At 71.0% G+C, this 22,051-nt stretch carries 20 protein-coding genes; 8 read left to right on the forward strand and 12 right to left on the reverse strand.

From position 1 onward, the window contains the following. Nucleotides 1-99 precede the first annotated feature (99 nt). From ACFQE5_RS01330 to ACFQE5_RS01350, 5 genes are all read right to left on the reverse strand, one after another. On the reverse strand, nucleotides 100-522 hold the full coding sequence (locus tag ACFQE5_RS01330; RefSeq protein WP_379581823.1) for a type II toxin-antitoxin system VapC family toxin: 423 nt from the start codon (nucleotides 520-522) through the stop codon (nucleotides 100-102). Continuing rightward, nucleotides 519-806, reverse strand: a complete 288-nt coding sequence (locus tag ACFQE5_RS01335; protein WP_379581825.1) for an AbrB/MazE/SpoVT family DNA-binding domain-containing protein — start codon at nucleotides 804-806, stop codon at nucleotides 519-521. The genes ACFQE5_RS01330 and ACFQE5_RS01335 overlap by 4 nt, the downstream gene beginning before the upstream one ends. Before the next feature lie 291 nt (nucleotides 807-1,097). Then, nucleotides 1,098-1,613 carry an RDD family protein gene (locus tag ACFQE5_RS01340; RefSeq protein ID WP_379581827.1) on the reverse strand — a complete coding sequence of 172 codons (516 nt, stop codon included), beginning with the start codon at nucleotides 1,611-1,613 and terminating at the stop codon, nucleotides 1,098-1,100. A gap of 66 nt (nucleotides 1,614-1,679) precedes the next feature. Continuing rightward, on the reverse strand, nucleotides 1,680-2,741 hold the full coding sequence (locus ACFQE5_RS01345; protein WP_379581829.1) for a zinc-binding dehydrogenase: 1,062 nt from the start codon (nucleotides 2,739-2,741) through the stop codon (nucleotides 1,680-1,682). 26 nt (nucleotides 2,742-2,767) lie between these two features. Further along, nucleotides 2,768-3,535 (reverse strand): SDR family NAD(P)-dependent oxidoreductase, encoded by a 768-nt coding sequence (locus tag ACFQE5_RS01350; protein ID WP_379581831.1) that lies wholly within the window; start codon nucleotides 3,533-3,535, stop codon nucleotides 2,768-2,770. A gap of 177 nt (nucleotides 3,536-3,712) precedes the next feature. Between ACFQE5_RS01350 and ACFQE5_RS01355 the strand changes: the two genes are divergently transcribed. Further along, nucleotides 3,713-5,503 (forward strand): sigma-54-dependent Fis family transcriptional regulator, encoded by a 1,791-nt coding sequence (locus ACFQE5_RS01355; protein WP_379581833.1) that lies wholly within the window; start codon nucleotides 3,713-3,715, stop codon nucleotides 5,501-5,503. Between the two features lie 92 nt (nucleotides 5,504-5,595). Here ACFQE5_RS01355 and ACFQE5_RS01360 read toward each other — a convergent pair whose 3' ends face one another. From ACFQE5_RS01360 to ACFQE5_RS01370, 3 genes are all read right to left on the reverse strand, one after another. Continuing rightward, entirely contained in the window at nucleotides 5,596-5,979 is a 384-nt protein-coding gene (locus ACFQE5_RS01360) for a nuclear transport factor 2 family protein (protein ID WP_379581835.1), read from the reverse strand. 201 nt (nucleotides 5,980-6,180) lie between these two features. Beyond that, nucleotides 6,181-7,374, reverse strand: a complete 1,194-nt coding sequence (locus ACFQE5_RS01365; RefSeq protein ID WP_379581837.1) for an FAD binding domain-containing protein — start codon at nucleotides 7,372-7,374, stop codon at nucleotides 6,181-6,183. Nucleotides 7,375-7,505: 131 nt separating this feature from the next. Further along, nucleotides 7,506-9,260: a helix-turn-helix domain-containing protein gene (locus ACFQE5_RS01370; RefSeq protein ID WP_379581839.1), complete on the reverse strand. Its 1,755-nt coding sequence runs from the start codon at nucleotides 9,258-9,260 to the stop codon at nucleotides 7,506-7,508. A gap of 198 nt (nucleotides 9,261-9,458) precedes the next feature. Between ACFQE5_RS01370 and ACFQE5_RS01375 the strand changes: the two genes are divergently transcribed. From ACFQE5_RS01375 to ACFQE5_RS01400, 6 genes are all read left to right on the forward strand, one after another. Further along, complete coding sequence (locus ACFQE5_RS01375; RefSeq protein ID WP_379581841.1) at nucleotides 9,459-10,340, forward strand: FAD binding domain-containing protein; 882 nt, start codon at nucleotides 9,459-9,461, stop codon at nucleotides 10,338-10,340. Continuing rightward, entirely contained in the window at nucleotides 10,337-10,870 is a 534-nt protein-coding gene (locus ACFQE5_RS01380) for a (2Fe-2S)-binding protein (protein ID WP_379581843.1), read from the forward strand. Before ACFQE5_RS01375 ends, ACFQE5_RS01380 begins: the two co-directional genes overlap by 4 nt. A 4-nt stretch (nucleotides 10,871-10,874) precedes the next feature. Further along, nucleotides 10,875-13,307, forward strand: coding sequence for a xanthine dehydrogenase family protein molybdopterin-binding subunit (locus ACFQE5_RS01385; RefSeq protein WP_379581845.1), 2,433 nt, complete (start codon nucleotides 10,875-10,877; stop codon nucleotides 13,305-13,307). 91 nt (nucleotides 13,308-13,398) lie between these two features. After that, nucleotides 13,399-14,262, forward strand: a complete 864-nt coding sequence (locus ACFQE5_RS01390) for an AAA family ATPase (protein WP_379581847.1) — start codon at nucleotides 13,399-13,401, stop codon at nucleotides 14,260-14,262. Further along, entirely contained in the window at nucleotides 14,259-15,455 is a 1,197-nt protein-coding gene (locus ACFQE5_RS01395; RefSeq protein ID WP_379581849.1) for a vWA domain-containing protein, read from the forward strand. The genes ACFQE5_RS01390 and ACFQE5_RS01395 overlap by 4 nt, the downstream gene beginning before the upstream one ends. Nucleotides 15,456-15,583: 128 nt before the next feature. After that, nucleotides 15,584-16,735, forward strand: coding sequence for a DUF3500 domain-containing protein (locus tag ACFQE5_RS01400; RefSeq protein WP_379581851.1), 1,152 nt, complete (start codon nucleotides 15,584-15,586; stop codon nucleotides 16,733-16,735). A 92-nt stretch (nucleotides 16,736-16,827) separates the two neighbouring features. On the opposite strand, the gene ACFQE5_RS01405 is transcribed toward ACFQE5_RS01400, so the two are convergent. After that, entirely contained in the window at nucleotides 16,828-17,829 is a 1,002-nt protein-coding gene (locus ACFQE5_RS01405; RefSeq protein WP_379581853.1) for a DUF3047 domain-containing protein, read from the reverse strand. Nucleotides 17,830-17,896: 67 nt separating this feature from the next. After that, nucleotides 17,897-19,021, reverse strand: coding sequence for an MBL fold metallo-hydrolase (locus ACFQE5_RS01410; protein WP_379581855.1), 1,125 nt, complete (start codon nucleotides 19,019-19,021; stop codon nucleotides 17,897-17,899). 115 nt (nucleotides 19,022-19,136) lie between these two features. Between ACFQE5_RS01410 and ACFQE5_RS01415 the strand changes: the two genes are divergently transcribed. Further along, nucleotides 19,137-19,637 (forward strand): Hsp20/alpha crystallin family protein, encoded by a 501-nt coding sequence (locus ACFQE5_RS01415; protein WP_379581857.1) that lies wholly within the window; start codon nucleotides 19,137-19,139, stop codon nucleotides 19,635-19,637. Nucleotides 19,638-19,712: 75 nt separating this feature from the next. Here the strand turns inward: ACFQE5_RS01415 and ACFQE5_RS01420 are convergent, their stop codons facing one another. Continuing rightward, complete coding sequence (locus ACFQE5_RS01420) at nucleotides 19,713-20,624, reverse strand: TIGR03620 family F420-dependent LLM class oxidoreductase (protein ID WP_379581859.1); 912 nt, start codon at nucleotides 20,622-20,624, stop codon at nucleotides 19,713-19,715. A gap of 107 nt (nucleotides 20,625-20,731) precedes the next feature. Beyond that, on the reverse strand, nucleotides 20,732-22,018 hold the full coding sequence (locus ACFQE5_RS01425; RefSeq protein ID WP_379581861.1) for an acyl-CoA dehydrogenase family protein: 1,287 nt from the start codon (nucleotides 22,016-22,018) through the stop codon (nucleotides 20,732-20,734). Between the last annotated feature and the right edge of the window lie 33 nt (nucleotides 22,019-22,051).

The following is a 22,051-nucleotide window of genomic DNA, read 5'->3' on the forward strand; positions in this document are numbered from 1 at the left end:
AGCGAACGCCACCGCCGCTGGGGCCAGCCCCAGCACCGCGCCGCTGCATGATTACACCGATGTCATGCACCAACCCGGCGAACCTTCGTGGTCACGGCACTAGCGGATGGGGACGACGGACACGCCGACGTCGAGGCAGGTCCAGGCGGTGTCGGCGGTGACCGCAGGAGAATCCAGCCGGGCGGCCAGGGCCAGGCAGCAGCGGTCGCCCAGCGACAATCCGGCCTGTCGAGTGGCCGGCCAGAGCCGGGAGGCGGTGAGCGCATCCTCGATGCCGAGGGGCTCGACGCGCAGGCCGAGGGTCCGCAGCCGGCGCACGGTGCGGTCGGCGTCGACGCCGTGCTGGGCCAATTTCTGGTGCACCTCAGACAGGTTCACCGTGGAGATCACCGCATCGTCGAGATAGCCCTGCACGACCTCGGCGCCGGGCTCGGCGCGCAGCCAGGCGAGCACCGCCGAGGCATCAAGCACCGTCGGGCCCCCGCTCGGCGGCGCATCCGGGGCCGGGTCGGGGGCGCTCACCGTGCGCTGTCCTCGACCGCGGCCTCCGCGCGGCGGTCGGCGATCAGTTCGTCGACGACCGAGGCGCCCGGATCGCCGCACCAGGATTCCGCGACCTCCCGACGGATCCGGGCCATCAGCTGCTCCCGGCTTTCCAACACCGCACGACCGTCCTCGACCGCCAGGATGAGCCTCTCCCCGGGGGTGAAGCCCAGCTCTTGACGCATCTGCTTCGGGATCAGGACGCGACCGTCTCGATTGACGACAACCTCCGCCCGGTCGACGCCGCCGGTCCGCTCTGCCATAGATGCATCATATCGACAGCTATGGTGATCTCCGTCAGTTCATGCTGTTCCTGTCAGCATGTAGGCAGGCCACACAGCACGGTGACTTTCGGTGGCCTGGCCGACTGTCGCGAAACCATCGTTCGCGAGACACCTGCTCTTCCACATCCTCGGCGCCATCGCCGAGCTCGAACACGCCCTGATGTCCGAATGCACCCTCGACGGGCTGGCCGCCGAGCACATCCCCACTGCTACCCGGGGCCTCCTGCCGCTACCCGGACCGGACGTGCATCCGGCAGGCGGACGACGCGCTCAACAGGCGGGTGCGGCTCGCCGGCGTACGGCTGTCCCCGCCACGCGGTCGTGCAACCCACGTCCGTTGCCCCGGAGCACGGCCACGATCATGGCCGCCAGTAACGGGTACGTCACCACGGTGGCGGCGCGCGTCAGCGGGTCGCGCTTCTCGAAACCGCCGAAGGCCGCGCCGATGGCCACGACATGCCCGATCTGCCACGGCACACCGATCTTGGCCGCATTCCGCAGCGTGGCACGGCCAAACCCGATCGGAGCGCCGTCACCGTCGGTGACGACCAGCCCATGTGTCCGCTTTCCCCACGTCGCCTGAGCCGGACCCGACTCCTGGGACGCCGCGAGAATGGTGGCTGCCAGCGGTGGCAGCGCGCTCACCGCCAGCACGAACACGCGGTTCCCACCCCATCCCGTCCGGCGTCCGATGATGCCGAACGGCGCGGTCGCTGCGGCGAGACCGAGGTAGGTCAGGCAATCCCGCAGGTAGGCGCGTCCGCGGCGGCCAGCCAAGTTGTTCATGCCCTGCACGGTATCCGGCCGAGACCTCGGAACATCGTCGTCGCGCGGCGGGCTCAAGCGCTACGATCAGTAAGTGATCAACGACTTGATCACCCCGTCCCGCTTGTCCCGCATGACCGCGAAGGCCTCCTCCGCCTCGCCCACGGTGAAGCGGTGGGTGGTCATCGGGGTCGGGTCGACCTTGCCGGTCACGAGGAGCCGCATGAGCCGCTCCATCCGGCTTCGCCCGCCGGGGCACAGGTCCGTGGTGATCTGTTTACCGGCCATGCCCAGCCCGAACGCGTCGAGCGGGATGGTCAAGGTGGGGCCATCTTCGCCGTGATAGCCGAGGTTGGAGATCGTGCCACCGGCCCGGGTCGCGCGGAGACAGCCCTCGAACGTGGCCTGCGATCCGAGCGCTTCGATGGCCGAATCGACGCCCCCGCCCGTGATCTCCACGATCTGCTCGGCTGCGTTCCCGCCGGTCGGGTCGATCACGATGTCGGCGCCGAACCGCTTGGCCAGCGCGGCCCGGTCCGGCCGGCCCTCGACAGCGATGATGAGCCCGGCTCCGAGGAGTTTGGCGCCCATGGTGGCGGAGAGCCCGACCGCTCCCTGGGCGAAGACGGCGACGGTACCGCCGAGAGGAATGTGGGCGTTCTCGGCGCCGACGAAGCCGGTCGAGAGCATGTCGCAGGCGTAGACGGCGACTTCGTCGGCGAGCCCGTCGGGGATCGGGGCGAGGTTGTAGTCGGCGTCGTTGACGTGGAAGTACTCGGCGAGGTTGCCGTCCTTCTGTGCGGTGTAGCGGTAGCCACCGAGCGGCCCGCCGCATTGCGAGGTGAATCCGCGCTGGCAGTAGTCACAGGTGCCGTCCGGGGTCACGGCGTTGACCGCAACCCGGTCCCCGACCTGCACCGACGTGACGCCGTCGCCGATCTCGTACACCACGCCGACGCTCTCGTGACCGAGCAACCGTCCGGCGGGAACGGGCAGGACGCCGGCGACGGTGTGAACGTCGGAGGTGCAGATCAACGAGGCGGTGGAGCGGACGATGGCCTCGCCGGGTCCGGCGGTCGGGATGTCGCGCTCGACGAGCCCGACCCGTCCGTCGCCGAGGAACGCGAGGCCTCGCATCGTGCCGGTCATGGTGTTCCTTTCGCGTCCGGAGGCGGTCAGCGGGCCGTGTAGCCGCCGTCGATCACCAGTTCGGTCCCGGTGACCCACCGTGCCTCGTCGGAGGCGAGATAGACGACGCCCCAGGCGATGTCGTCGGGAGTGCCGGTGCCGCCGAGGGGGTGCAGCGCGTCCAAGGCGGTGCGGGCGTCCCCGCGGTCCAGCCCGGCCTCGTCGACGTAACGGTTGACCATGTCGGTGAAGATGAAGCCGGGATGGATGCTGTTGACCCGGATCTTCTCCGGAGCGTAGGTGAGCGCGTCGTTCTTGCTCATCAGCCGCACAGCCCCCTTGGAGGCGTGGTACGGCGGGATATCGCCCCCGCCGACGAGACCGTAGATCGACGAGATGTTCACGATCGAGCCGGCCCCGGCCCGGCGCAGGTGCGGAATGGCGTGCTTCGTGCACAGAAACACCGCCGTGCAGTTGACGGCCATGACGCGCTCCCACTCGGCCAGCTCGAGCTGGTCCGTCGGCTGGTTGGCGCCCTCCACGCCGGCGTTGTTGACCAGGACATCGAGCCGGCCGAGCTCGTCGACCACCTCACGGAGCCGACCGGCAACCTCGTCCTCCACCGTGACGTCGCAGGTGCGGAAGATCGCCCGCCCTCCGCCGGAGACGATCTTCTCGGCGACGTCCTGTCCGGACGGGTCACGGTCGAGGATCGCGACCGCCGCCCCTTCCTCGGACAGACGTGTGGCGATCGCGGTGCCGAGGCCGTTCGCGCCGCCGGTGACGACGGCGACTTTGCCGTTCAGACGGGACATCGCTCGATTCCTCCTGACGAGACGGGTCCGTGGACGCTTGTGCGCCGGTAGGGTCCGGCCCACTGTGGGCGATGTCCCGCCATCTCGACGTGTCCCGTAATGGGACACGTCGTCGTCCGGCCCCGTTCCGCATCATCAACAAAAGGGGTCCGAGGAGGGTGCTGCCGAGTGGTGGGGATGTCCGACAAGCGCCTGTTGCTGGCCTCCGCCCGCGCGGATCTACTCGACGGCAACGGCGCACCGGAATGCCCCGGGGTGCCCGATCACGTCGCCGCCTCCTGGCGGCGCAGCCTGTCGCACGGTGTGCACCCGAACAGTGTCGACAGCCCCTACTTCGCCGAGCTCGACTTCGAGTCCCGGCTCGTCCGCTGCGCCCAACCGGAGATCGACCAGCTGTCCGAGCAGATCTCGGACATGCCGATGTGTGTCGCGCTCACCGACGGCCAAGCACGGATACTCCTTCGACGAGACAGCAGCCAGTGGATCGGCAAGATCCTCGACCGCGTCTATTTCGCCAAGGGCTTCGGCTACGAGGAAGGAGCCGTGGGCACCAACGGGGTCGGAACCGTGCTGGAGTTCGGCCAGTCGGTGCATATCGTCGGGGCCGAGCACTTCGTGGACACCCTGCAGTCCTTCGCCTGCGCCGGCGCCCCCGTCCGCGACCCGTTCTCCGGTCGGATCGAGGGTGTGCTCGACATCAGCTGCCTGAGCGACCACTCCACGCCCATCATGCACTCACTCGTGCGGGCGGCAGCCAAACGCATCGAGCACAGGCTGCTGCTGGACCGTAACGAGGCCCAGCAGGCCCTCTTCGAGGTCTACTCCCGTGTCGACTCCCGCACTCGTGACGCCGTGGTCGCTGTCGGCCCACGCTGTATCGTGGCCAACACCGCCATGCAGACCCTCCTTGGCTCGACCGACCAGGAGGCGCTGCTCGACCACATCCGGTTCATGACGCCGCGTCACTCGACCGTCGACGACAAGGTCGACCTGCCCTCCGGGATGCAGGTCCGCCTCCGGGGATCGACTGTGACGGTCGGCGAGGACATTGCCGGCATGATCGGCGTCGTCACCCCGATACACGACGACGTCCGGTTGATCCCTCGGCGGCAGTGCGCCACGGCCGCCACCTCCGACCTGGTCGCTGCCGAACCGCCGCACCAGGTTGCGAGCAGCTCACCCGCGTGGCGGGCCGCCGAGACGATCGTACGCAGCGCTCTGGGAGCCGACGAGACGGTTCTCGTCCTCGGTGAGTCCGGCAGCGGTCGTTTCACATTGCTCGCCGAGCTGGTGCGCCTTCAGCGACCGGGGGTCCGCCTGCACCGCATCGAGGCTCGGCAGGTAGAGAAGGAACCCTGCGAGATCGGGTGCCTCCTGGCGGAGGCGGATCCGCAGGTGGACCTGTACGTCCTCGGCGACGTCGACCAGCTCTGCGGTCGCACGGTGAACGCGTTGACGGCCTGCCTGGGCGAGCGCGGCTCGGCCCCCGGCCTGCTCGGCGCGACCGCCAACGCGTCCGAGCGCCCGGACATCGACCAAGGCGCGCTGTTCGCCCTGTTCCGGCAGTCGGCGACCCTGCCTCCGCTGCGGTATCGCACCGGCGACCTCATGGCTCTCGTCCGCTTCATCCTGCACGAGCTCGCACCCCATCGTGAGCTTCAGGTGTCCCACGACGCCACTCGGGTGCTTGGACGGTACCGGTGGCCGGGCAACATCCGGGAGCTGCGGGAGGTACTGGCCAGCACGGTGGCCCGCCGGCCGGTCGGCGTCATCCAGGCCGAAGACCTCCCCGCGTACTGCCAGAGCGTCTCGCGCAGCCCGCTGCGGCAGGTCGACCAGATCGAACGCGACGCCATCATCACCGCGATTCGGCAGGCCAGCGGCAACCGCAAGGCCGCCGCGGCGGCGCTCGGCTTCTCCCGCTCCACCCTGTACCGAAAGATTCAGCTGTACGGGATCACCGACTGACGTGTCGAACGTGTCCCGCCCGCGGAGGTCGTCGCGCCCACCGCGCTGTCCCCGGGGGCGGGGTCGGGTCGGGCGCCGACCTCGTCCCGGCCTCACGCTCCGCCGGGAACTCTGTCCAGGAATCCCTGTACCCCCGTGATGCGGCCCTCGTCGTCGATCCGGGCCACGTCGAAGCCGATCACGAGCGGCTCGGCGCCGTCCGGGCCCAGCCCCCAGCGGAACCGCAGCACATCGTGGTGGGCGTCGACGTCGCCGACGAGGGAGAAGACCATGCCGGGGAACTGCTGGTGAACCCCGGCGATCAGCGCGTCCAGACCGTCGTGGCCGGTGACGTCGGCCAGCGGGTCGACATAGCGGGCGTCGGTGCCGAAGGCGGCCGCGATGGCGGCGCGCCGGTCGGCGAGCTCGGTCGCGTTCCACGCGGCGAGGTAGCCGCGGACGGCGGACTCGGCGCGGGTGAGGGTCTCGGTGCTCATGGTGTTCCTCCCGTGTCGGTCCCGCCCGGATGGCGGGGCTTACGGGAGACGATCCTGACCGCGAGGACGGCGCCGGTCGATTACGCGGGAGGTAAAGGGGTTGTGCCAAAGGTGGCTGACCGCGACCAGCCGGATCCCGGCGATCCGGCGGCGGTACTCCTCGACGATGATGCGCGACTCGTGCCGGGCGGAAGACCGAGTTCAGACGCCCGGCCCGTACAGACCGAAGCGCAGATCGGGGTCTCGCGGGTCCCATGTGTTGGCCACCTGGGAGCGGCGGCCCATCTCCGAGACCCGGTCGATCAGCCGGTTACCCAGCTCGAGCTGGCCGGGCTCCCAGCGCTTCAGCGCCCGGGGGACGTCACCGTCAACGGCCCCGAGGTGTTCGAAGAGCTTCCATGCATCGTCGGCGGCCTTCGCGCTACCCGCCGCCGCATGCGGCCGGGCCGCGAACGCGGCATCGCCGATGACCGCGATCCGACCCTCGGCCATACCCGGGATCCGGGTGTCGAAGACGACCTGCACGTACGGCTGTTCGGTGCGCTGTACCACCTCGGCGACGGCCGGGGCGAGCTGTGCTCCGGCGGCGTCCTTCAGCTCGTCCACGTAGCGGCGCTGAACGGCTCCCGGGTGGATGGAGACCGGGCACTCGAACCCGCGAACGTCCGTCGTGAGCTCCTGCAGCTGCGGTCCGGCAGGAACGTTGCGGTACCACACGAAGTTGAACAACCGCTTGCCCTGCTCGAGTTCGCCGTCCATCCCCGGGATCGGGTACGTCAACGCGTGGGTGCGGTCCCCGACGGTGTAGGTCAGCGCGTCGGTCAGCAACTCATACGTCTGCGGCGTCACCTCGCTCTCCCGCACCGTGCCGCGCCATCCCACGTATCCGGAGTAGCGCCGTCCGAGCTCGGGGAACAGACGCCGGCGGCCGGTCGAGGAGATGCCGTCGGCGAAGACGACGAGGTCGGCGCGTTCCACGCGACCGGTGACGAACCGCAGCTCGACCTGGTCGGCGTCCTGGTCGAAGCCTGCGCAGAACTCGCCGAGGTGGTAGTGCTCGTGCCCGAAGTCGCGGAGCAGGGCTCGGTAGACGGTGCCCCAGGAGGTGTAGCGCCACTCGGCCGGCTCGTCGTGCACGATCGCGTTGCCCGGGCCGAGGTAGCGAAGCCGGCGGCTGCGCGTGCTCAGCTCGTCGATCCGCCGTGCGCTGTGCCCGTCGAACCACTTCATGGTGATGGGCTGCAGCACGATTCCGCCGCCCCGGTGGTCCAGTTGTGTGGGCGTGCGTTCGAACACATCGACCGAGAACCCGAGTTCGCGCAGGAGCAGCGCGCTGGTGAGCCCGCCGATCGAGCCGCCCACCACCACGGCGCGTGAGCCTTCGTACCGGTGCACGGCCAGACCTCCCTGATGTTGCTGAGACCGCCTCATCCTGACCGGCGGGCGTGCTCTGCCGGCTGTGGGAAGACACAGCAGTTCGGCGTTCGGCAGTGCAACTCGACAGGTTCGTCGATCGGTGCGACCGGTCAGGGGTGCGCGTCGTCGAGACGCGCGAGGCCGAGAACGTCCTGCGCCATGAGCGCGACCTTGAGGCGCAGCAGCGTCTCCGGACGCCGCATCGAGACCCCCATCAGCTCCTCGACGCGCCGCAGTCGCAGCCCGACGGTGTTCGGGTGCACGTACATCTCGCCGGCGGTGCGGGCGACGTTCATGTCCTGCGCGAGGTAGGTACGTAGGGTCTCGATCAGGACGCCGCCCTTGCGCTCGTCGTACTCGCGGAGCGGGGCCAGTGTCTGCTCGGCGAACCGGACCAGCTCGCGCGGATCGTTCAACTGCAGCAACAGTCCGTACACTCCGAGATCGGGGAGGGTGACGGTGCGATCTCCGCCGTGGAGCCGGGCGAGTTCCAGCGCTCCGCGGGCTGTGCGGACCGCGGAGCGGAAGGCCTCCACCTCGGCGCAGCGATGCCCGACCACGACCGTCACGGTTCTTTGGTCCAGCGCGCGCCGGGCCATTGTGCGGATCACATCGGCGGTCGCGCTCGCCTCCGGTCCGTGCGGCGTCTCCGGCCAGAGAACGATCACGTGCTCGCCGGAGCTGGTGACCAGCGGACGCGGCTCGCAGCGCTCGGCGACTGTCTGAGCGATCCCCAGCAGGGCCCGGCCGGAAGCGGTGTCGACTGACCCGTCCGGGGACGCGACGAGCACCGTATGCGTTCGCGTCAGGTCGTGCCCGAGCGGGACGGCGCGGCTGGCGACCGAGGCTGGGACGGTGCCGGAGAGCAGTTCGGTGAGCAGGTCTGCGCGCAGCCTCCATTCGACATCCACCGCGGTGCGGCGGCGCAGGTACTCCAGTGCGCAGACGACCGCCGCGTGCTCGGTGGCCCGTCGCTCGAGCTCGCTCAGCTCCACGAGCCGCCCCGGCAGCCACAGCCGGGCAACCACCTCCTGACCGAGGAGCACGGGCACGGTCACCCGGGATGCGCCCGGTACCTCCGCGATCCGGTCGTCCGGCAGTTCGAGGTCAGCCGTCGACTCGGGGGCGAGCTGGACGCCACGATGCGTGACGTTCGCGGCGGCGAGGCCATCACGATCGGTGACGAGGACCGGCCGGGCCAACAGGCGCGCCAATGCCTCGGCGACCCCTTGCACCCCACCGGCGCGCAGCGCGACAGCGGTCAGCTCGCGGTGGATCTCCTCGGCGTGCTCGAGGAGGCGGCGCTGCTCGGTGAGGGACGTGATGAGTCGGGCGCTCTGCAGCGCGGTGCCGGCCTGGTTGGCAAGCGTGCAGAGCAACGCGAGCTCGTCGGGGCCGAACTCGTGCACCGTCCGGCAGTAGCAGTTCAGCGTGCCGACCGGCTCTCCGGCGACCAGCAGTGGCACCGAGCCGATCGCACGGTATCCGTTCTCCTGGGCGACGCGTGCCCACGGCTCGAACGACGGGTCCGCAAGGATGTCGGCGATCGGCACGGGCTGCGCGATCCGGAACGCGCGGCTCGACGGACCGTCCGCGAGCGGGCCGGACCCGAGCTCGATGGTGTGCCGCTCGTTGACCTGAGCCACGTACTCCGCGGACAACCCTTCGGAGCCGGAGATCACCAGCGAGCGGCCGGTTTCGTCGGCGAGCAGCACCGCGGCAGCCTCGTACCCGGTCAGCTCGCACGCCGTCCGCGCGATGAGGTCCAGCAACTCGGGCAGCGGCGTCGACGCATTGACCGCCGCGGCGATCGCCCCGACGCCGGCGAGCCACCGCCGCACCTCGTTGCCGGTATAGGTGAGCACAGCGAATCGTAACCGTGCCGCACCGGCAGGTACTGGGACGGCAACCATCTCCAGCCACTGATGCTGTGGATGTTCACAGTCCAGGTCCTTCCTGTCGGAGGTAGCTTGCGCGGGACCGGTCAGCTGACGCGGTCCGTCCACCACAGGCGATCGAGCCGCTTCGGCCCGGTCCGCTTCCCGACCATGAGGGGACAGGCGATGAAACCGCCCCGGTTCTTGTACTGCGATCCCGAAACGATCGAGGACGCGGTTGCCCTCAAGGCCCAGCACGGGCACGATTCGCTCATCCTCGCCGGCGGCCAGAGCCTCATGCCGATGCTCAACATGCGACTGGCGAATCCCGACGTCGTCATCGACATCAACGGCATCACCGACCTCCAGCGCATCGTGCGCGACGGGGAGGTCCTCGAGATCGGGGCCGGCGTGCGGCAGTCGGCCCTCGAGACCGACCCGCTCGTCGCCGAGGCGGTCCCACTGCTGGCCCAGGTCGTCCCGAACATCGGCCACGTCGAGAACCGGCACCGCGGCACCGTCGGCGGCAGCGTCGCGCACTCCGACGCCGCGGCGGAGCTGCCGTGTGCGGCGGTAACGCTGGACGCGGTGGTCGTCGTGCAGGGGCCTGCGGGCCGCCGTGAGGTCCCCGCCCGGGACTTCTTTCAGGGCTTCCTGACCAACGCGTGCGCGGCGGACGAGATCGTCGTCGCGATCCGGTTCCCGGTCACCGCCCCCGCCGCGGGCACGGCGTTCGTCGAGGTCGCCCGCCGCCAGGGCGACTTCGCCCTGGCGGCCGCCGCGGCCGTCGTCGAGCTCGACGCAGACGGCCGATTCGTCCGGCCCGCCGTCGGCGTCGCCGGCATCGCCGCCACACCGGTGCGCGCGAGCGACGTCGAGCAGGCGCTCACCGGGCAGCAGGCCGACCCCGACACCATCGCGGTCGCGGCGCGGCACGTGGCCCCGGTCGTCACGGCCGCCGAGGACCTGCACGCCTCCGCTGCCTACCGCCGTCACCTCGCGGTGACGGTCGTGCAGCGTGCGCTGATCGCCGCCGTGGCGGACGCCGTGAACAGGAGCAACCCGTGACGACCACCGAGAACACCACCGACACCCGCACGATCACCCTCCGGATCAACGGTCGCGAGGTGACCCACACGGTCGCCACCCGGACCACGCTCGCCGACTTCCTCCGTGACGACCTCGACCTCGTCAGCGTGCACCTCGGGTGCGAGCACGGTGTGTGCGGCTGCTGCACGGTCCTTCTCGACGGGGAGTCCGTGCGGTCCTGTTTGATGCTCGCGGTGCAGGCCCGGGGTCACGAGATCGAGACCGTCGAGAGCCTCTCGTCCGACCAGGACAACCTGCACCCGATCCAGGAGGCCTTCGCCGAGGAGCACGGTCTCCAGTGCGGCTTCTGCACGCCAGCGATGGTGCTGCGCGCCAAGGAGATCCTCGCCGACGGCAAGGAGCGAACCGATGCCGAGGTGCGTCACGAGATCTCCGGGATCCTGTGCCGCTGCACCGGCTACCAGAACATCGTCAGCGCCGTGCAGAACGCCGGGCGGCGGCTCCGCTGCGGGGACGCCGGCGGTTGCGGCGAGGGAAAGGGTTCCTGACGCGATGACCACCGTAGAGAACGAGAAGGCCCGGGACGAGAAGCCCGCCTACAAGTACATCGGCGCCGATCGCAGGCGGGTCGAGGACCCTCGCCTGCTGGTCGGGCGCGGCGGCTTCATCGCCGACATCAAGATGCCGGGTCTGCTGCATGCCGCCATCCTGCGCAGCCCGGTGCCGCACGCCAGGATCGCGTCGATCGACACCTCCGCAGCGCTCGAGATCCCGGGTGTCGTCGCCGTCCTGACCGGGGAGGACGTCAAGGCGCACATGAACCCGTGCATGAACTTCGGGCCACCGACGATCGCGCAGTACCCGATCGCGGTGGACACGGTGCGCTATGTCGGGGAGGCGGTCGCGGCCGTCGTCGCGGAAAATCGCTACATCGCTGAGGACGGTGTCGAGGCCCTCGTCGTCGAGTTCGAGGAGCTGCCAGCGGTCACCGACCCGAAGGCAGCTCTGGAGCCCGGTTCGCCGGTGCTGCACGACGCGCACGGCAGCAACCTCGGCTACGAGCGCACCTTCGAGTTCGGTGACATCACCGCGGCCCTCGGCCGGGCGGACCTGGTCATCGAGGAGACGTTGCACTGGGGCCGCTCCGCCGGTATGCCGATGGAGACCAGCGGTGCCATCGCGCGGCCGGGGATCAACGGCGTGCTGGAGATCTACTGCAACTCGCTGAACTTCAGCTACCTGCAGTTCCTCCTGGCCGCGGCGCTGCAAATCCCGTCGAACAAGCTGAAGATGCAGCCGGTACCCGCCGGCGGCAGCTTCGGCAGCAAGTTCACCGCGCACAAGGTGCCGACCCTCGCCGCGTTCCTGGCCCTGCGTACGGGGCGGCCCGTGTCGTACGTCGAGGACCGGCTCGACCATCTCATGAACTCGGACCACCACGGCTCGGATCGCTACTATGAGGCGAAGATGGGCTTCACATCCGAGGGGCTGATCACCGGCCTGGACATCGATGTCGTGGACGACTACGGCGCATACCTGCAGTTCGGCGTCGGCACGCACGGCAACGCGTTCTCCCAGGCCGTCGGTCCGTACCGGTTCCGGGACCTGAAGTACCGGCTGCGCGCGGCGCTGACCAACAAATGCCAGCAGGGCGCCTACCGCGGTTTCGGTTCAGAGGTGCACAACTGGGTGCTGGAGCGTCTGATCGACTCGGCGGCCGCGAAGTTGGATCTTCCGCCCGAGGAGATCCGGCGCCGGAACTTCATCCTGCCCGAGGAGTTCCCCTACAAGATCCCCGGTGGGAACGTCTATGACAGCGGGAACTACCCGGGCGTACTGGACAAGGCGCTGTCGATGATCGATCTCGAGCACTGGCGCAAGGAAAAGGTGCGCCTGCGCGAGGAGGAGGGCCGCCACATCGGCATCGGCGTGGCGACCACGCAGGAGCGCTCGGTGTTCTCCTCGACCGAATTCTGGTTCTGGTTCGACGAGCCCGCGTTTCCGATCACGTCGAGCCCCGAGAGTGCCACGATCACGATCGACCCCACCGGCGCGTTCCAGCTGCTGCTGCACTGTCAGGCCATGTGGGGCAACAGCCCTGAGACGGTCTCGACCACCATCGTCGCCGAGGAGTTCGGAGTCGAGCCGGAGACGGTCAACGTCAGCTACGCCGACACCTCCCGGGCCCTGCCGGGCACGGGGCCCGGCGGCAGCCGCTTCACGGTCATGGTCGCCGGTGCGGTCCGCGGTGCCGCTCGGAAGCTGAAGAAGAAGCTGATCGACATCGCTGCGCATACGCTCGAGGTGGATCCCGAGGACCTGGAGCTGGTCGACGCTCGGGTCCAGGTCAAGGGCGCGCCGGAACGCGGGCTCGGGATCCCGGAGCTCGCCGCCTCGGCGTACTTCTTCGCCCTGAATCTGCCCCCGGGGATGCAGAGCGGGCTCGAGGAGAGCCACACCTACGACCACCCGTACACCACGCTTCCCTCGGCGGACCGCACCGACCTCGGGGTCTTCTACCCGATCATGGGTCACGCCTGCCACATCGTGGTCGTGGAGGTCGATCCGGACACCGGACAGGTCTCCTTCCTCGACTACGTGGCGGTGCACGACGCCGGAACCGTGGTCAACCCGCGCAGCCTCGGCGGACACGTCACCGGTGGGGCCGCGCAGGGGCTGGGGTCGACCCTGTACGAGGAGCTCGCCTACGACGCCGACGGCCAGTTCAAGTCCTCGACGTTCATGGACTACCTCGTGCCCACCGCCAACGAGGTGCCGCCGTTCCGCATCGGGCACGTCGAGACGCCCTCGCCGTACACCGAGTACGGCATCAAGGGAGGTGGTGAGGGCGGCCGGATGGTCACCCCGTCCGCGGTCTCGGCGGCGATCGACGACGCGCTGCGCGAGTACGGCATGCGCGTGCGCGAGCTGCCGGTCAAGCCGTCGCGCATCGTCGAGACGGTGCAGCGCGCCCGCGCCGAGTAGCAACCCGCACCGGCCCGGCCCCGAGAACCTCGCCCTGGCCACGGGGCCGGGCCGCCCCATCCACCGATCACATGACCCGAGGACCTGCGCCGTGCCGAACCCGTTCCGTTCCCCCGCCCAGCTCGCCGAGCGGCTCGGTGATGTGGGCTACCTCGCCGACGACGCTCTGGCGATGGCCGCCTTCCTCGCGCTCGGGCTGGACCGGCCGCTGCTTCTGGAGGGCGCGAACGGCGTCGGCAAGACCGAGGTCGCCAAGGCGCTGGCCGAGCTGCTCGGCCGCGAGCTCATCCGTCTGCAGTGCTACGAGGGCATCGACACCACCCAGGCCCTCTACGATTGGCACTACGGGCGTCAGCTGCTCGATATGCGGGACTCCGCGGGCCGCTCGTCCGCCGACGTTTTCACCCGCGACTACCTGCTGTCCCGGCCGCTGCTGCAGGCGCTCGAGGCGGGCGACCGCGCCGTCCTGCTCATCGACGAGCTCGACCGGGCCGACGACGAGTTCGAGGCGTTCCTGCTCGAGCTGCTCAGCGACTTCGCCGTCACCATCCCCGAGATCGGGCGGGTCGCCGCGCCCGCACCGCCGCTGGTCGTGCTCACCTCGAACCGCACGCGGGATCTGCACACCGCCCTGCGGCGCCGGTGCCTCTACCACTGGGTGGGGCACCCCGACGCCGAGCGGGAGTTCCGGATCCTGCGGGTCCGCGCCCCGCACGTGCCCACCGAGCTGGCCCGCCAGGTCGCGACGGCGGTGCAGCGGATCCGCGGCCTCGGGCTGGGCAACCCGCCCGGCGTGGGTGAGTCGATCGACTGGGCGGGCGCCCTGCACATGGTGGGCGTCGCCACTCTCTCCGCCGACGTCGCGGCCGCTACCCTGAGCGCCCTGGTCAAGGACATCGACGACCAGCAGGTTGTCGCCGGGAGCATCGACGATGTGGTCGCGTCGGCATCATGAGCGAACGTGCGAGCGCACCGTTCGGCACGGCGGACGGCACGCCGGAGATCACGAGGCGCATCTGCGTCGAGTTCGCGGCGACGCTTCGTGGGCACGGCGTCGAGATCGGACCCGAGCAGACCATCGCGTTCTATGCGGCGCTGCACGTGCTCGAGCGGGTCGGCCTGCGCGAGCTCTACTGGGCGGGTCGCGTCGTGCTGACCAACCAGAGCGAGCAGTACCCGGCCTACAACGCCGCGTTCGCGGAGTTCTTCGGACCGTCCACGGTCGACGACCACGGCCTCCCGCGGCCGCCGCGCTCCGTCCCCGTCACGACCGTTGCCCGTGAGGCACGGACCCCGGGTACTCCCAGCACGCGGCCGGGAGGACCGGACGACGAGCAGGCCGACGAGGCCCGCCTCACGCCCAGCGACATCCACCTGCTCACGACGAAGTCCTTCGCGGCGATGGACGCCGACGAGCAGCGCCGGGCCGCGGCCCTGATCCGCCGGCTGCGCCCGGAGCTGCCACGGCGGCGCGGCCGCCGACGGGTCCCGGCCGCGACCGGGCCGCAGCTCGACGTGCGCCGGTTGTTGCGGACCGCGCTGCGCAGCGATGGCGAGCCGGTGCGGTTGCCTCGCCAGCGGCTCCGGTACCGGGAGCGCTCGCTGTCGCTGGTCATCGACGTCTCCGGTTCCATGACGCCCTACGCACTGGCGCTGCTGCGGTTCGGGCACGCCATGCTGCATGCCGGGCACCGTGTGGAGGTCTTCACCGCCGGCGTGCACCTCACCCGTATCACCGAGGAACTGCGCCGCCCGTCGGTCGATGCGGCGCTGCGCCGGATCGCCACGGCCGTGGACGACTGGGACGGGGGCACCATGCTCGCCACCTCGGTTCGCGAGCTCGTCGCGCGGTTCTCCGGGCACGGCGCCGTCCGCGGTGCGCTGGTCGTGGTCTGCTCCGACGGGCTGGACCGCGACGACCCCGAGGCGCTGCGTGCGGCGATGCGGAACCTGCACCGCGTCGCGTACCGGGTGGTCTGGCTGAACCCGTTGAAGGGCGATCCGCGGTATCAGCCGGTGCAGCGGGGGATGGCCGCGGCGCTGCCGCATGTCGACGTCTTCCTTCCCGGGCACAACCTGGCGAGCCTCGAGGCGATGTGTGAGGCGATCGCCCCCCGCAGGAGGTCTGCCTCAGCGGCCTGTGCCTGAAGTCCATCGACGATGAGTGATCCGCTCTCTGCGGTGCCGAATCGTGCCGGCCGTGCGGAGGGCGCGACGAACCAGCAGGTCACCGCCCTGGCCGGGCGGCGACCTGCACCGATCCCGGAGGCTGTGCCATGACCCATCGCGTCGCCGCCCGGATGACCGACGCCGCGCAGGCGTGGCTGGAGAGCCTCGACGACGCCCAGCGCGCGCAGGCCGTCCGCCCCTGGCCGTCCGATGAGGAGCGGCACCGCTGGTACTACACCCCGACCGACCACGGCGGGCTCGCGCTCACCCGGATGCGTCCGGCCCAGCAGAGCCTGGCGATGCAGCTCCTCGCGACCGGGCTGTCACGGGCGGGCTACGTGACCGTCTCGACGATCATGGGCCTGGAGAACGTTCTCGATCACCTCGAGGGCTGGCAGGTCGACTGGGGCCGGGAGCGCGGCCGCGACCCCCAGCTGTACTGGCTGTGCGTCTTCGGCGAGCCCGGCTCCGGGCTCTGGTCGTGGCGTTTCGGGGGGCACCACGTCTCGGTGCACCACCTGATCGTCGACGGGCAGGTCGCGGCGAGCACGCCCTGCTTCCTGGGCGCCGACCCGGCGTCGTCACCGTTGCTCGGACCACACCCGCTGCGCCCGCTCGCCGGTGCCGAGGACCTCGCCCGCGACCTCGTACGATCCCTCGACGATGAGCAGGCAGCGCGGGCGCTGCTGACACCGGTCGCGCCGGTCGACATCGTCGGCGGCAACCGGCCGCGGATCTCCGACGGCCACCTGCTGATGCCACTGCCCGACCTCTGGCGCGGGCGGTTCACCGAGCGCCGGCTCGCCGACCGCGTCGAGGACATGCACCGGGCCGCCGAGGAGAAGGCGGGCGTGCGCGCCGAGGACCACCAGGCCGTGCGGCTCACCGCCGCGCCCAAGGGTCTCGCGGCCGCGGACATGAGTGACGGCCAGCGGGAGCAGCTGCGCGCGCTGCTCGACGTCTACGTCGCGCGAGTTCCCGAGGAGCTCGCCGAGCGTGAGGCGGCGAAGTTCGCCGGGGAGCGGCTCCGCGACGTGCACCTTGCCTGGGCGGGCGGGCTCGAGCGCGGGCAGCCCCACTACTACCGCGTGCAGGGTCCGCGGTTGCTCGCCGAGTACGACAACACCCAGCGTGACGTCAACCATGTGCACACCGTCTGGCGCGACCCGGAGAACGATTTCGGGTTCGATGTCCTGCGCGGCCATCTGATCGAGCACCACAACGTGGCGTCCCCTCCGGTCGACGGCGTCGGACCGTAGGCGCACGGACGTGATCGTCGGCTCCCGATGCGACCTCGCGCTCGTCGGGAACCCTCGGGCGGCGGGATCGGGCCAGGGAGGTAAGGGCGCCCTCAGAGCACCTGCAGCCGGTGTCGGCCGGTGCGCAGCGCGATGTCGGAGAACGTGGCGCGCAACAGGTTGTGCCTGAGGTGGCTGACCGCGGCCAGCCGGATGCCGACGATCCGGTCCGGTGGCCGGCCGAGATGGCGGCGGTAGTCGTCGACGATGTTGCGCGACTCGCGGTGCGCCACCCCCGGCTCGCCGGTGCGTATCGCGATGGGAGCGCCGGGGTCACGCCGGTCATGGACGAGGTCGGGCGACGCGGCCCAGCTGAGCGTGTGGCCGGAGTCGAACTCGAGCGTGACGGACAGCTGGTCGTGGGTCCAATCCGCGCTCGCCGGGGCGCGTGCCGGTGGCTCGTCGAGCTGCCAGGTCCACTCCAGGGTCGTGTCGGCGCCCAGCGGAAACCCGACGTCGGTCCGGATCACTCCCGCGTCATCGTCGCAGACGACGTCGATGGCCGAGCGGCCGTCCCGCCGGGCATGCCGGTAGAGGTCTCCCGGGCCGATCTCCAGCAGGTACTCCCATCCGGGCGGTGGGACGACCGGGTCACACAGCCGGGCGCGTTCCGCGGCGGCCAGCCGGGGATCGGCAACGTCCGGCCCGAGCGCGGCGAGCCCATTGACCGGATCCACGCCGGCCACCCAGTGCAGGGCGGTCACCTCCAGCCCGCCCGAGGCGCGCCGGTACGGCGCGTCGCCGGTGGCGAGCGCGCCCGTGCGGTCGGCCCAGGTGCCGAGGTAGACGCAGAGCTCGAGCTCGCCGTCCCGGTCGATGACGGTGGTCGTGGTGTCCTGGGTGCAGCCGAAGATCTCGCCGCCGGGCACCCTGCCCCACAGATGGCGTTTGGCGCCGGCGCCCGCATCATCGGGCGGGCACCAGCGCACGAATCCCGAACCGAGCAGGGTCACCCGGTCGCCGCGACGCACCCGTAGACCGGTCGGCGTCCACGGCAGACGGTCTGCCCGCAGGGTGACGTGCACCGAGTCCGGAACCGTGATCGCCCGTGGCATCCGTCCACCCTGGCAGATGCCCGACCACGCCGGGGCCGAACGACGAAGTACCGTCGATGGAGGGGCCTCAGGCGGCCGCGCTCCACCAGTCCCGCAGCGGCGGCGGGGCGGTGAGGTCGACCCGTTCCCCGGGACGCGGGACCGCGAGCCGGACTCCGTCGCCGGCGGCCGCGCGCAGCAGCCGCTCGACCGGCTCGGCCCACGGGTGGAAGCCGAGGTTGAACGTCGCCCAGTGCATCGGGATCAGCATCGCCGCACGCAGGTCGCGATGCGCGCGCACCGCCTCCTCGGGTGTGAGATGGACGTCCGGCCATCGCTCGTTGTAGGCGCCGATCGGCAGCAGTGCCAGGTCGAACGGGCCGAGGTGCCGCCCGGCGCGGGCGAACGCCGCGGTGTAGCCGGTATCGCCGCAGATGTAGACGTTCCGGGTGGCGCCCGCGACGGCCCACGACGACCAGAGCGTGACGTCGCGGCGCAGCCCGCGACCGGAGAAGTGACGGGCCTCCGCGCAGGTGATGCTCAGCCCGGCGACCTGGGTCCGGCCACCCCAGTCGAGCTCGATGATCCGCTCGGCCGGCACGCCCCACCGGCGCAGATGCGCGCCGACCCGCAGCGGCACCACGAATGGGGCCCGCCCGCTCTGCGTCAGGGCGCGAACGGTCGGCAGATCGAGATGGTCGTAGTGGTCGTGCGAGATGAGCACGGCATCGACCGGCGGTAGCTCGCTCAGCGGCGCCGGGACCGGGTGCAGCCGGCGCGGTCCGATCAGCGGCGAGGGCGACACCCGCTCACCCCACACCGGGTCGGCGAGGACTCGCCGCCCGTCGATCTCCACGAGCACGGAGGAGTGGCCGAACCAGGTGAGCGCCAGCGTGCCGGCGGCGGCCGGGTAGGTCGGCGGGGCGAGCGGTACCGGCAGCGACGGCCGACCGGTACTCCCGCGGCGGGCGAGCGACACCAGCACCGGCAGGGCGGTTCGGGGGCTCAGCCAGGTGCTGGGCTCGGTGTTGCGGTACGTGCCGCCGGCTCCGGGTGTCGCGCCCGCGGCGCCGGCCCGCAGCTGCGCGCTGGTGGCGCCCAGCGCGAGGGGAAGCCCGCGTGCGGCGCTGACCAGGGTTGCGGCCGCCCCCACCAGGGCGCTGGTGAGCAGCAACGGGCGTGCGGGGAGGGCGGAGGGCCGGAGCGTGGACACGTCGCCAGAGTATGGAGCGTCATCGGCCCGGCCCAAGACCTCGGGAATTGAGTCGACCCTACTCATGTTTCATGAGACGTAAGGGCTAAGCAGGTGATGTCACGAGGAGGACGTCATGTCACTGTGGCTGTGGGCCGACCGCACCCCGTTCGCCGAGCTCGACGCGCTGCACCGCGCGCTCGCCGTTCCCGCCACAACGGCACGCACCGGTTTCGTGCCGGCCGCCGAGGTCACCCGCGACGGTGACGACGCGGTCGTCCGGGTCGAGCTACCCGGACTGGACGTCGAGAAGGACGTGACCGTCGAGGTCGACGGGGACCGCCTGGTCGTGCGCGGGGAACGCCGCGACGAGCGGGCGGAGGAGCGCCGCGGGCACCATGTGCACGAGCTGCGGTACGGCGCGTTCCAGCGGTCGTTCACGCTGCCGGCGCATGTGCGGGCCGAGGCGGTCAGCGCCTCCTACGACGCGGGCGTGCTGACGGTACGGATCGCGGGCGCGTATGCGAGCGGCGGGGCACAGAAGATCGCGGTGTCGGCCGGTGGCGCGGCGCCTCCGGCCGTCGAGGGGGGTGAGGCCGCCGAGGGGGGTGAGGCCGCCGAGCAGCACGCGGCCTGAGCCGGCGCCCACCGGGCGCTCGCGCGGTGCGGCCCGGGCCCCGGCAGGGGCGGGCCGCACCGACACACGCGACGGTCAGCCGCGCGTCAGCTCCGCGAGCGGGGCGGCCAGCGCCCGCCACTGGGCATCGGGCAGTCCGCGCCGTTCGGCGGGCAGCGCCTGCACCGCCACGTGGTCGGCGCCCGCGTCGAGATGCGCCTGGACCCGGGCGCACACCCGGTCCTCGTCACCCCACGCCACCAGCGCGTCGACGAACGCGTCGGTGCCGCCGTCGCGCAGGTCGTCGTGGGTGAAGCCCAGCTCCAGGACGTTGTTCACGTAGTTGGGCTGCGACAGGTAGACCGAGGTGTAGGCGCGGCCGATGGCTCTGGCTCGCCCGGGGTCGGTCTCGAGCACGACCGCCTGCTCCGGGCACAGCAGCGGCCCGGGGCCCATCGTCTCGCGGGCCCGGGCGGTGTGTTCGGGGGTGACGAAGTAGGGGTGTGCGCCCTCGGTGCGTTCGGCCGCGAGCCGCAGCATCCGGGGCCGCAGCGCCCCGAGCACGTACCGCGCCGGCGTCGTCGGGCGGTAGGCGGTGTAGGGGGAGCTCGCGATCTTGTCGAGGTAACGGCGCATCGCGGTGAGCGGTGTGCCGTAGTCGTGCCCGCGCAGGTCGCTGACCAGGTTCTGGTGGCTGACGCCGAGACCGACCAGCACCCGCTCCGGGAAGGCCTCGGTGAGCGCCTTGGTCGCGCACGAGGTCGCGATGGCGTCACGGGCCCAGATGTTCGCGATCCCGGTGGCGCCGAGGAGACGCCGCGTGGCCGACAGCAGCAGGGCCAGGTGCACGAACGGGTCGCGGCCTGCGATCTCGGGAACCCACAGGGCGCCGTAGCCCAGCTCCTCCAGCTCGGCGGCGAGCTCGCGGGCCTGCGCGGCGGGCACGGTGTCCAGCGCACCGGTCCACAGCCCGACCGCGGGAACGGCGAACCGCTGGTTCTCGATCATGACCGCACCCTACGTCGAGCTCGCGGCTGTCCCGATGGCCGGTCGCGGGCGGGTCCTGGTGGCGCGGCGGGTGCAACCGGACCGGCCGGGCGACGCCGGTCGGCTCGTCAGAGGTTGGCGGTGGCGGCCTCCAGGTAGTCGGCGAACTTGCGCCGTGCCGCCTCGCGGCGGGTCGGGATGTGCTCGGTCGGCACCTCGGTGGGGGTGTAGCCGCGCAGGATGCGCCGGGCGACCGCCGCCTTGTGCACCTCGTCCGGGCCGTCGTAGATCCGGGCCGCCCGGGCGGCCCGGTACATGTGCTCCAGCGGCAGGTCGCCGGAGAAGCCCAACGACCCGTGGACCTGGATCGCGCGGTCGATGACGTCGTGGAGCACCTTCGCGCCCCAGTACTTGATCATGCCGATCTCGATCCGGGCGTTCGCCGCCCCGACCTGGTCCATGGTCCACGCCGCGTGCAGCGTCAGCAGCCGAGCGGCCTGCATCTCGGCGGCCGAGAGCGCGACCCAGTCCTGGACCATCTGCCGCTCGGCGAGCGCGGAACCGTGCGTGTGCCTGCTGACCGCCCGCTCGCAGAGCATGTCGAAGGCCCGCCGCGACTGGCCGAGCCAGCGCATCGCATGGTGGATGCGACCGGGGCCCAGCCGCTGCTGCGCGAGCGTGAACCCGTCACCGGGGTTGCCGACGAGGTTCTCCGCCGGCACCCGGACGTCGCGGTAGATCACCTCGGCGTGGCCGCCCTCGAGCGCGCCGCCGATCGTCGCGTGGTCCATCACCGGGATGTCGCGGACGATGTCCACGCCCGGCGTGTCGGCCGGGACGATGAACATCGACGACCGTCGGTGCGGCGACAGGTCGGGGTCGGTGACGGCCATGACGATGAGGAAGTCGGCGACGCTCGCGTTCGACGAGAACCACTTGTGGCCGTTGATGACGTAGGAGTCGCCGTCGCGGACGGCGCGGGTGGTGAGCATCGTCGGGTCGGCGCCCGCACCCGGCTCGGTCATCGAGAAGCTGCTGCGCAGCTCGCCGCGCAGCAGCGGGTACAGCCAGCGCTCCTTCTGCTGCGGGCTGGCGCCGACCGCCAGCAGTTCGGCGTTGCCGGAGTCGGGGGCCTGGTTGCCGAAGATGCCCGGGGCGAAGCGGCACTGGCCGAGGATCTCGTGCATCAGGCCGAGCTTGACCTGTCCGAACCCGCCGCCGCCCAGCTCGGGGGGTAGGTGCGCGGCCCACAGCCCCCGTTCCTGCACCTCCTTTTTCAGCGGCGCGGTGATGCGGGCGAAGGTCTCGCGGTCGAGGTCGAGGGTCTCCAGCGGGATGATCTCGGTGCGGACGAACTCCCGCATCCATGTCAGCTTCGCCTCGAACTCGGGTTCGGTCGAGAAGTCCCACGCCATCGGTCCGGCCTCCGCAGGTCGCGTACGGTGTCC

Origin of the sequence: Pseudonocardia hispaniensis, assembly GCF_042658695.1 — a bacterium.
GTDB lineage: Bacteria > Actinomycetota > Actinomycetes > Mycobacteriales > Pseudonocardiaceae > Pseudonocardia > Pseudonocardia hispaniensis.

Coding starts and splice junctions, on each gene's coding strand:
- ACFQE5_RS01335 (WP_379581825.1), bottom strand. CDS start 806: ATGGCAGAGCGGACCGGCGGCGTCGACCGGGCGGAGGTTGTCGTCAAT.
- ACFQE5_RS01340 (WP_379581827.1), bottom strand. CDS start 1,613: ATGAACAACTTGGCTGGCCGCCGCGGACGCGCCTACCTGCGGGATTGC.
- ACFQE5_RS01345 (WP_379581829.1), bottom strand. CDS start 2,741: ATGACCGGCACGATGCGAGGCCTCGCGTTCCTCGGCGACGGACGGGTC.
- ACFQE5_RS01350 (WP_379581831.1), bottom strand. CDS start 3,535: ATGTCCCGTCTGAACGGCAAAGTCGCCGTCGTCACCGGCGGCGCGAAC.
- ACFQE5_RS01355 (WP_379581833.1), top strand. CDS start 3,713: ATGTCCGACAAGCGCCTGTTGCTGGCCTCCGCCCGCGCGGATCTACTC.
- ACFQE5_RS01360 (WP_379581835.1), bottom strand. CDS start 5,979: ATGAGCACCGAGACCCTCACCCGCGCCGAGTCCGCCGTCCGCGGCTAC.
- ACFQE5_RS01375 (WP_379581841.1), top strand. CDS start 9,459: ATGAAACCGCCCCGGTTCTTGTACTGCGATCCCGAAACGATCGAGGAC.
- ACFQE5_RS01385 (WP_379581845.1), top strand. CDS start 10,875: ATGACCACCGTAGAGAACGAGAAGGCCCGGGACGAGAAGCCCGCCTAC.
- ACFQE5_RS01395 (WP_379581849.1), top strand. CDS start 14,259: ATGAGCGAACGTGCGAGCGCACCGTTCGGCACGGCGGACGGCACGCCG.
- ACFQE5_RS01400 (WP_379581851.1), top strand. CDS start 15,584: ATGACCCATCGCGTCGCCGCCCGGATGACCGACGCCGCGCAGGCGTGG.
- ACFQE5_RS01405 (WP_379581853.1), bottom strand. CDS start 17,829: ATGCCACGGGCGATCACGGTTCCGGACTCGGTGCACGTCACCCTGCGG.
- ACFQE5_RS01415 (WP_379581857.1), top strand. CDS start 19,137: ATGTCACTGTGGCTGTGGGCCGACCGCACCCCGTTCGCCGAGCTCGAC.
- ACFQE5_RS01420 (WP_379581859.1), bottom strand. CDS start 20,624: ATGATCGAGAACCAGCGGTTCGCCGTTCCCGCGGTCGGGCTGTGGACC.
- ACFQE5_RS01425 (WP_379581861.1), bottom strand. CDS start 22,018: ATGGCGTGGGACTTCTCGACCGAACCCGAGTTCGAGGCGAAGCTGACA.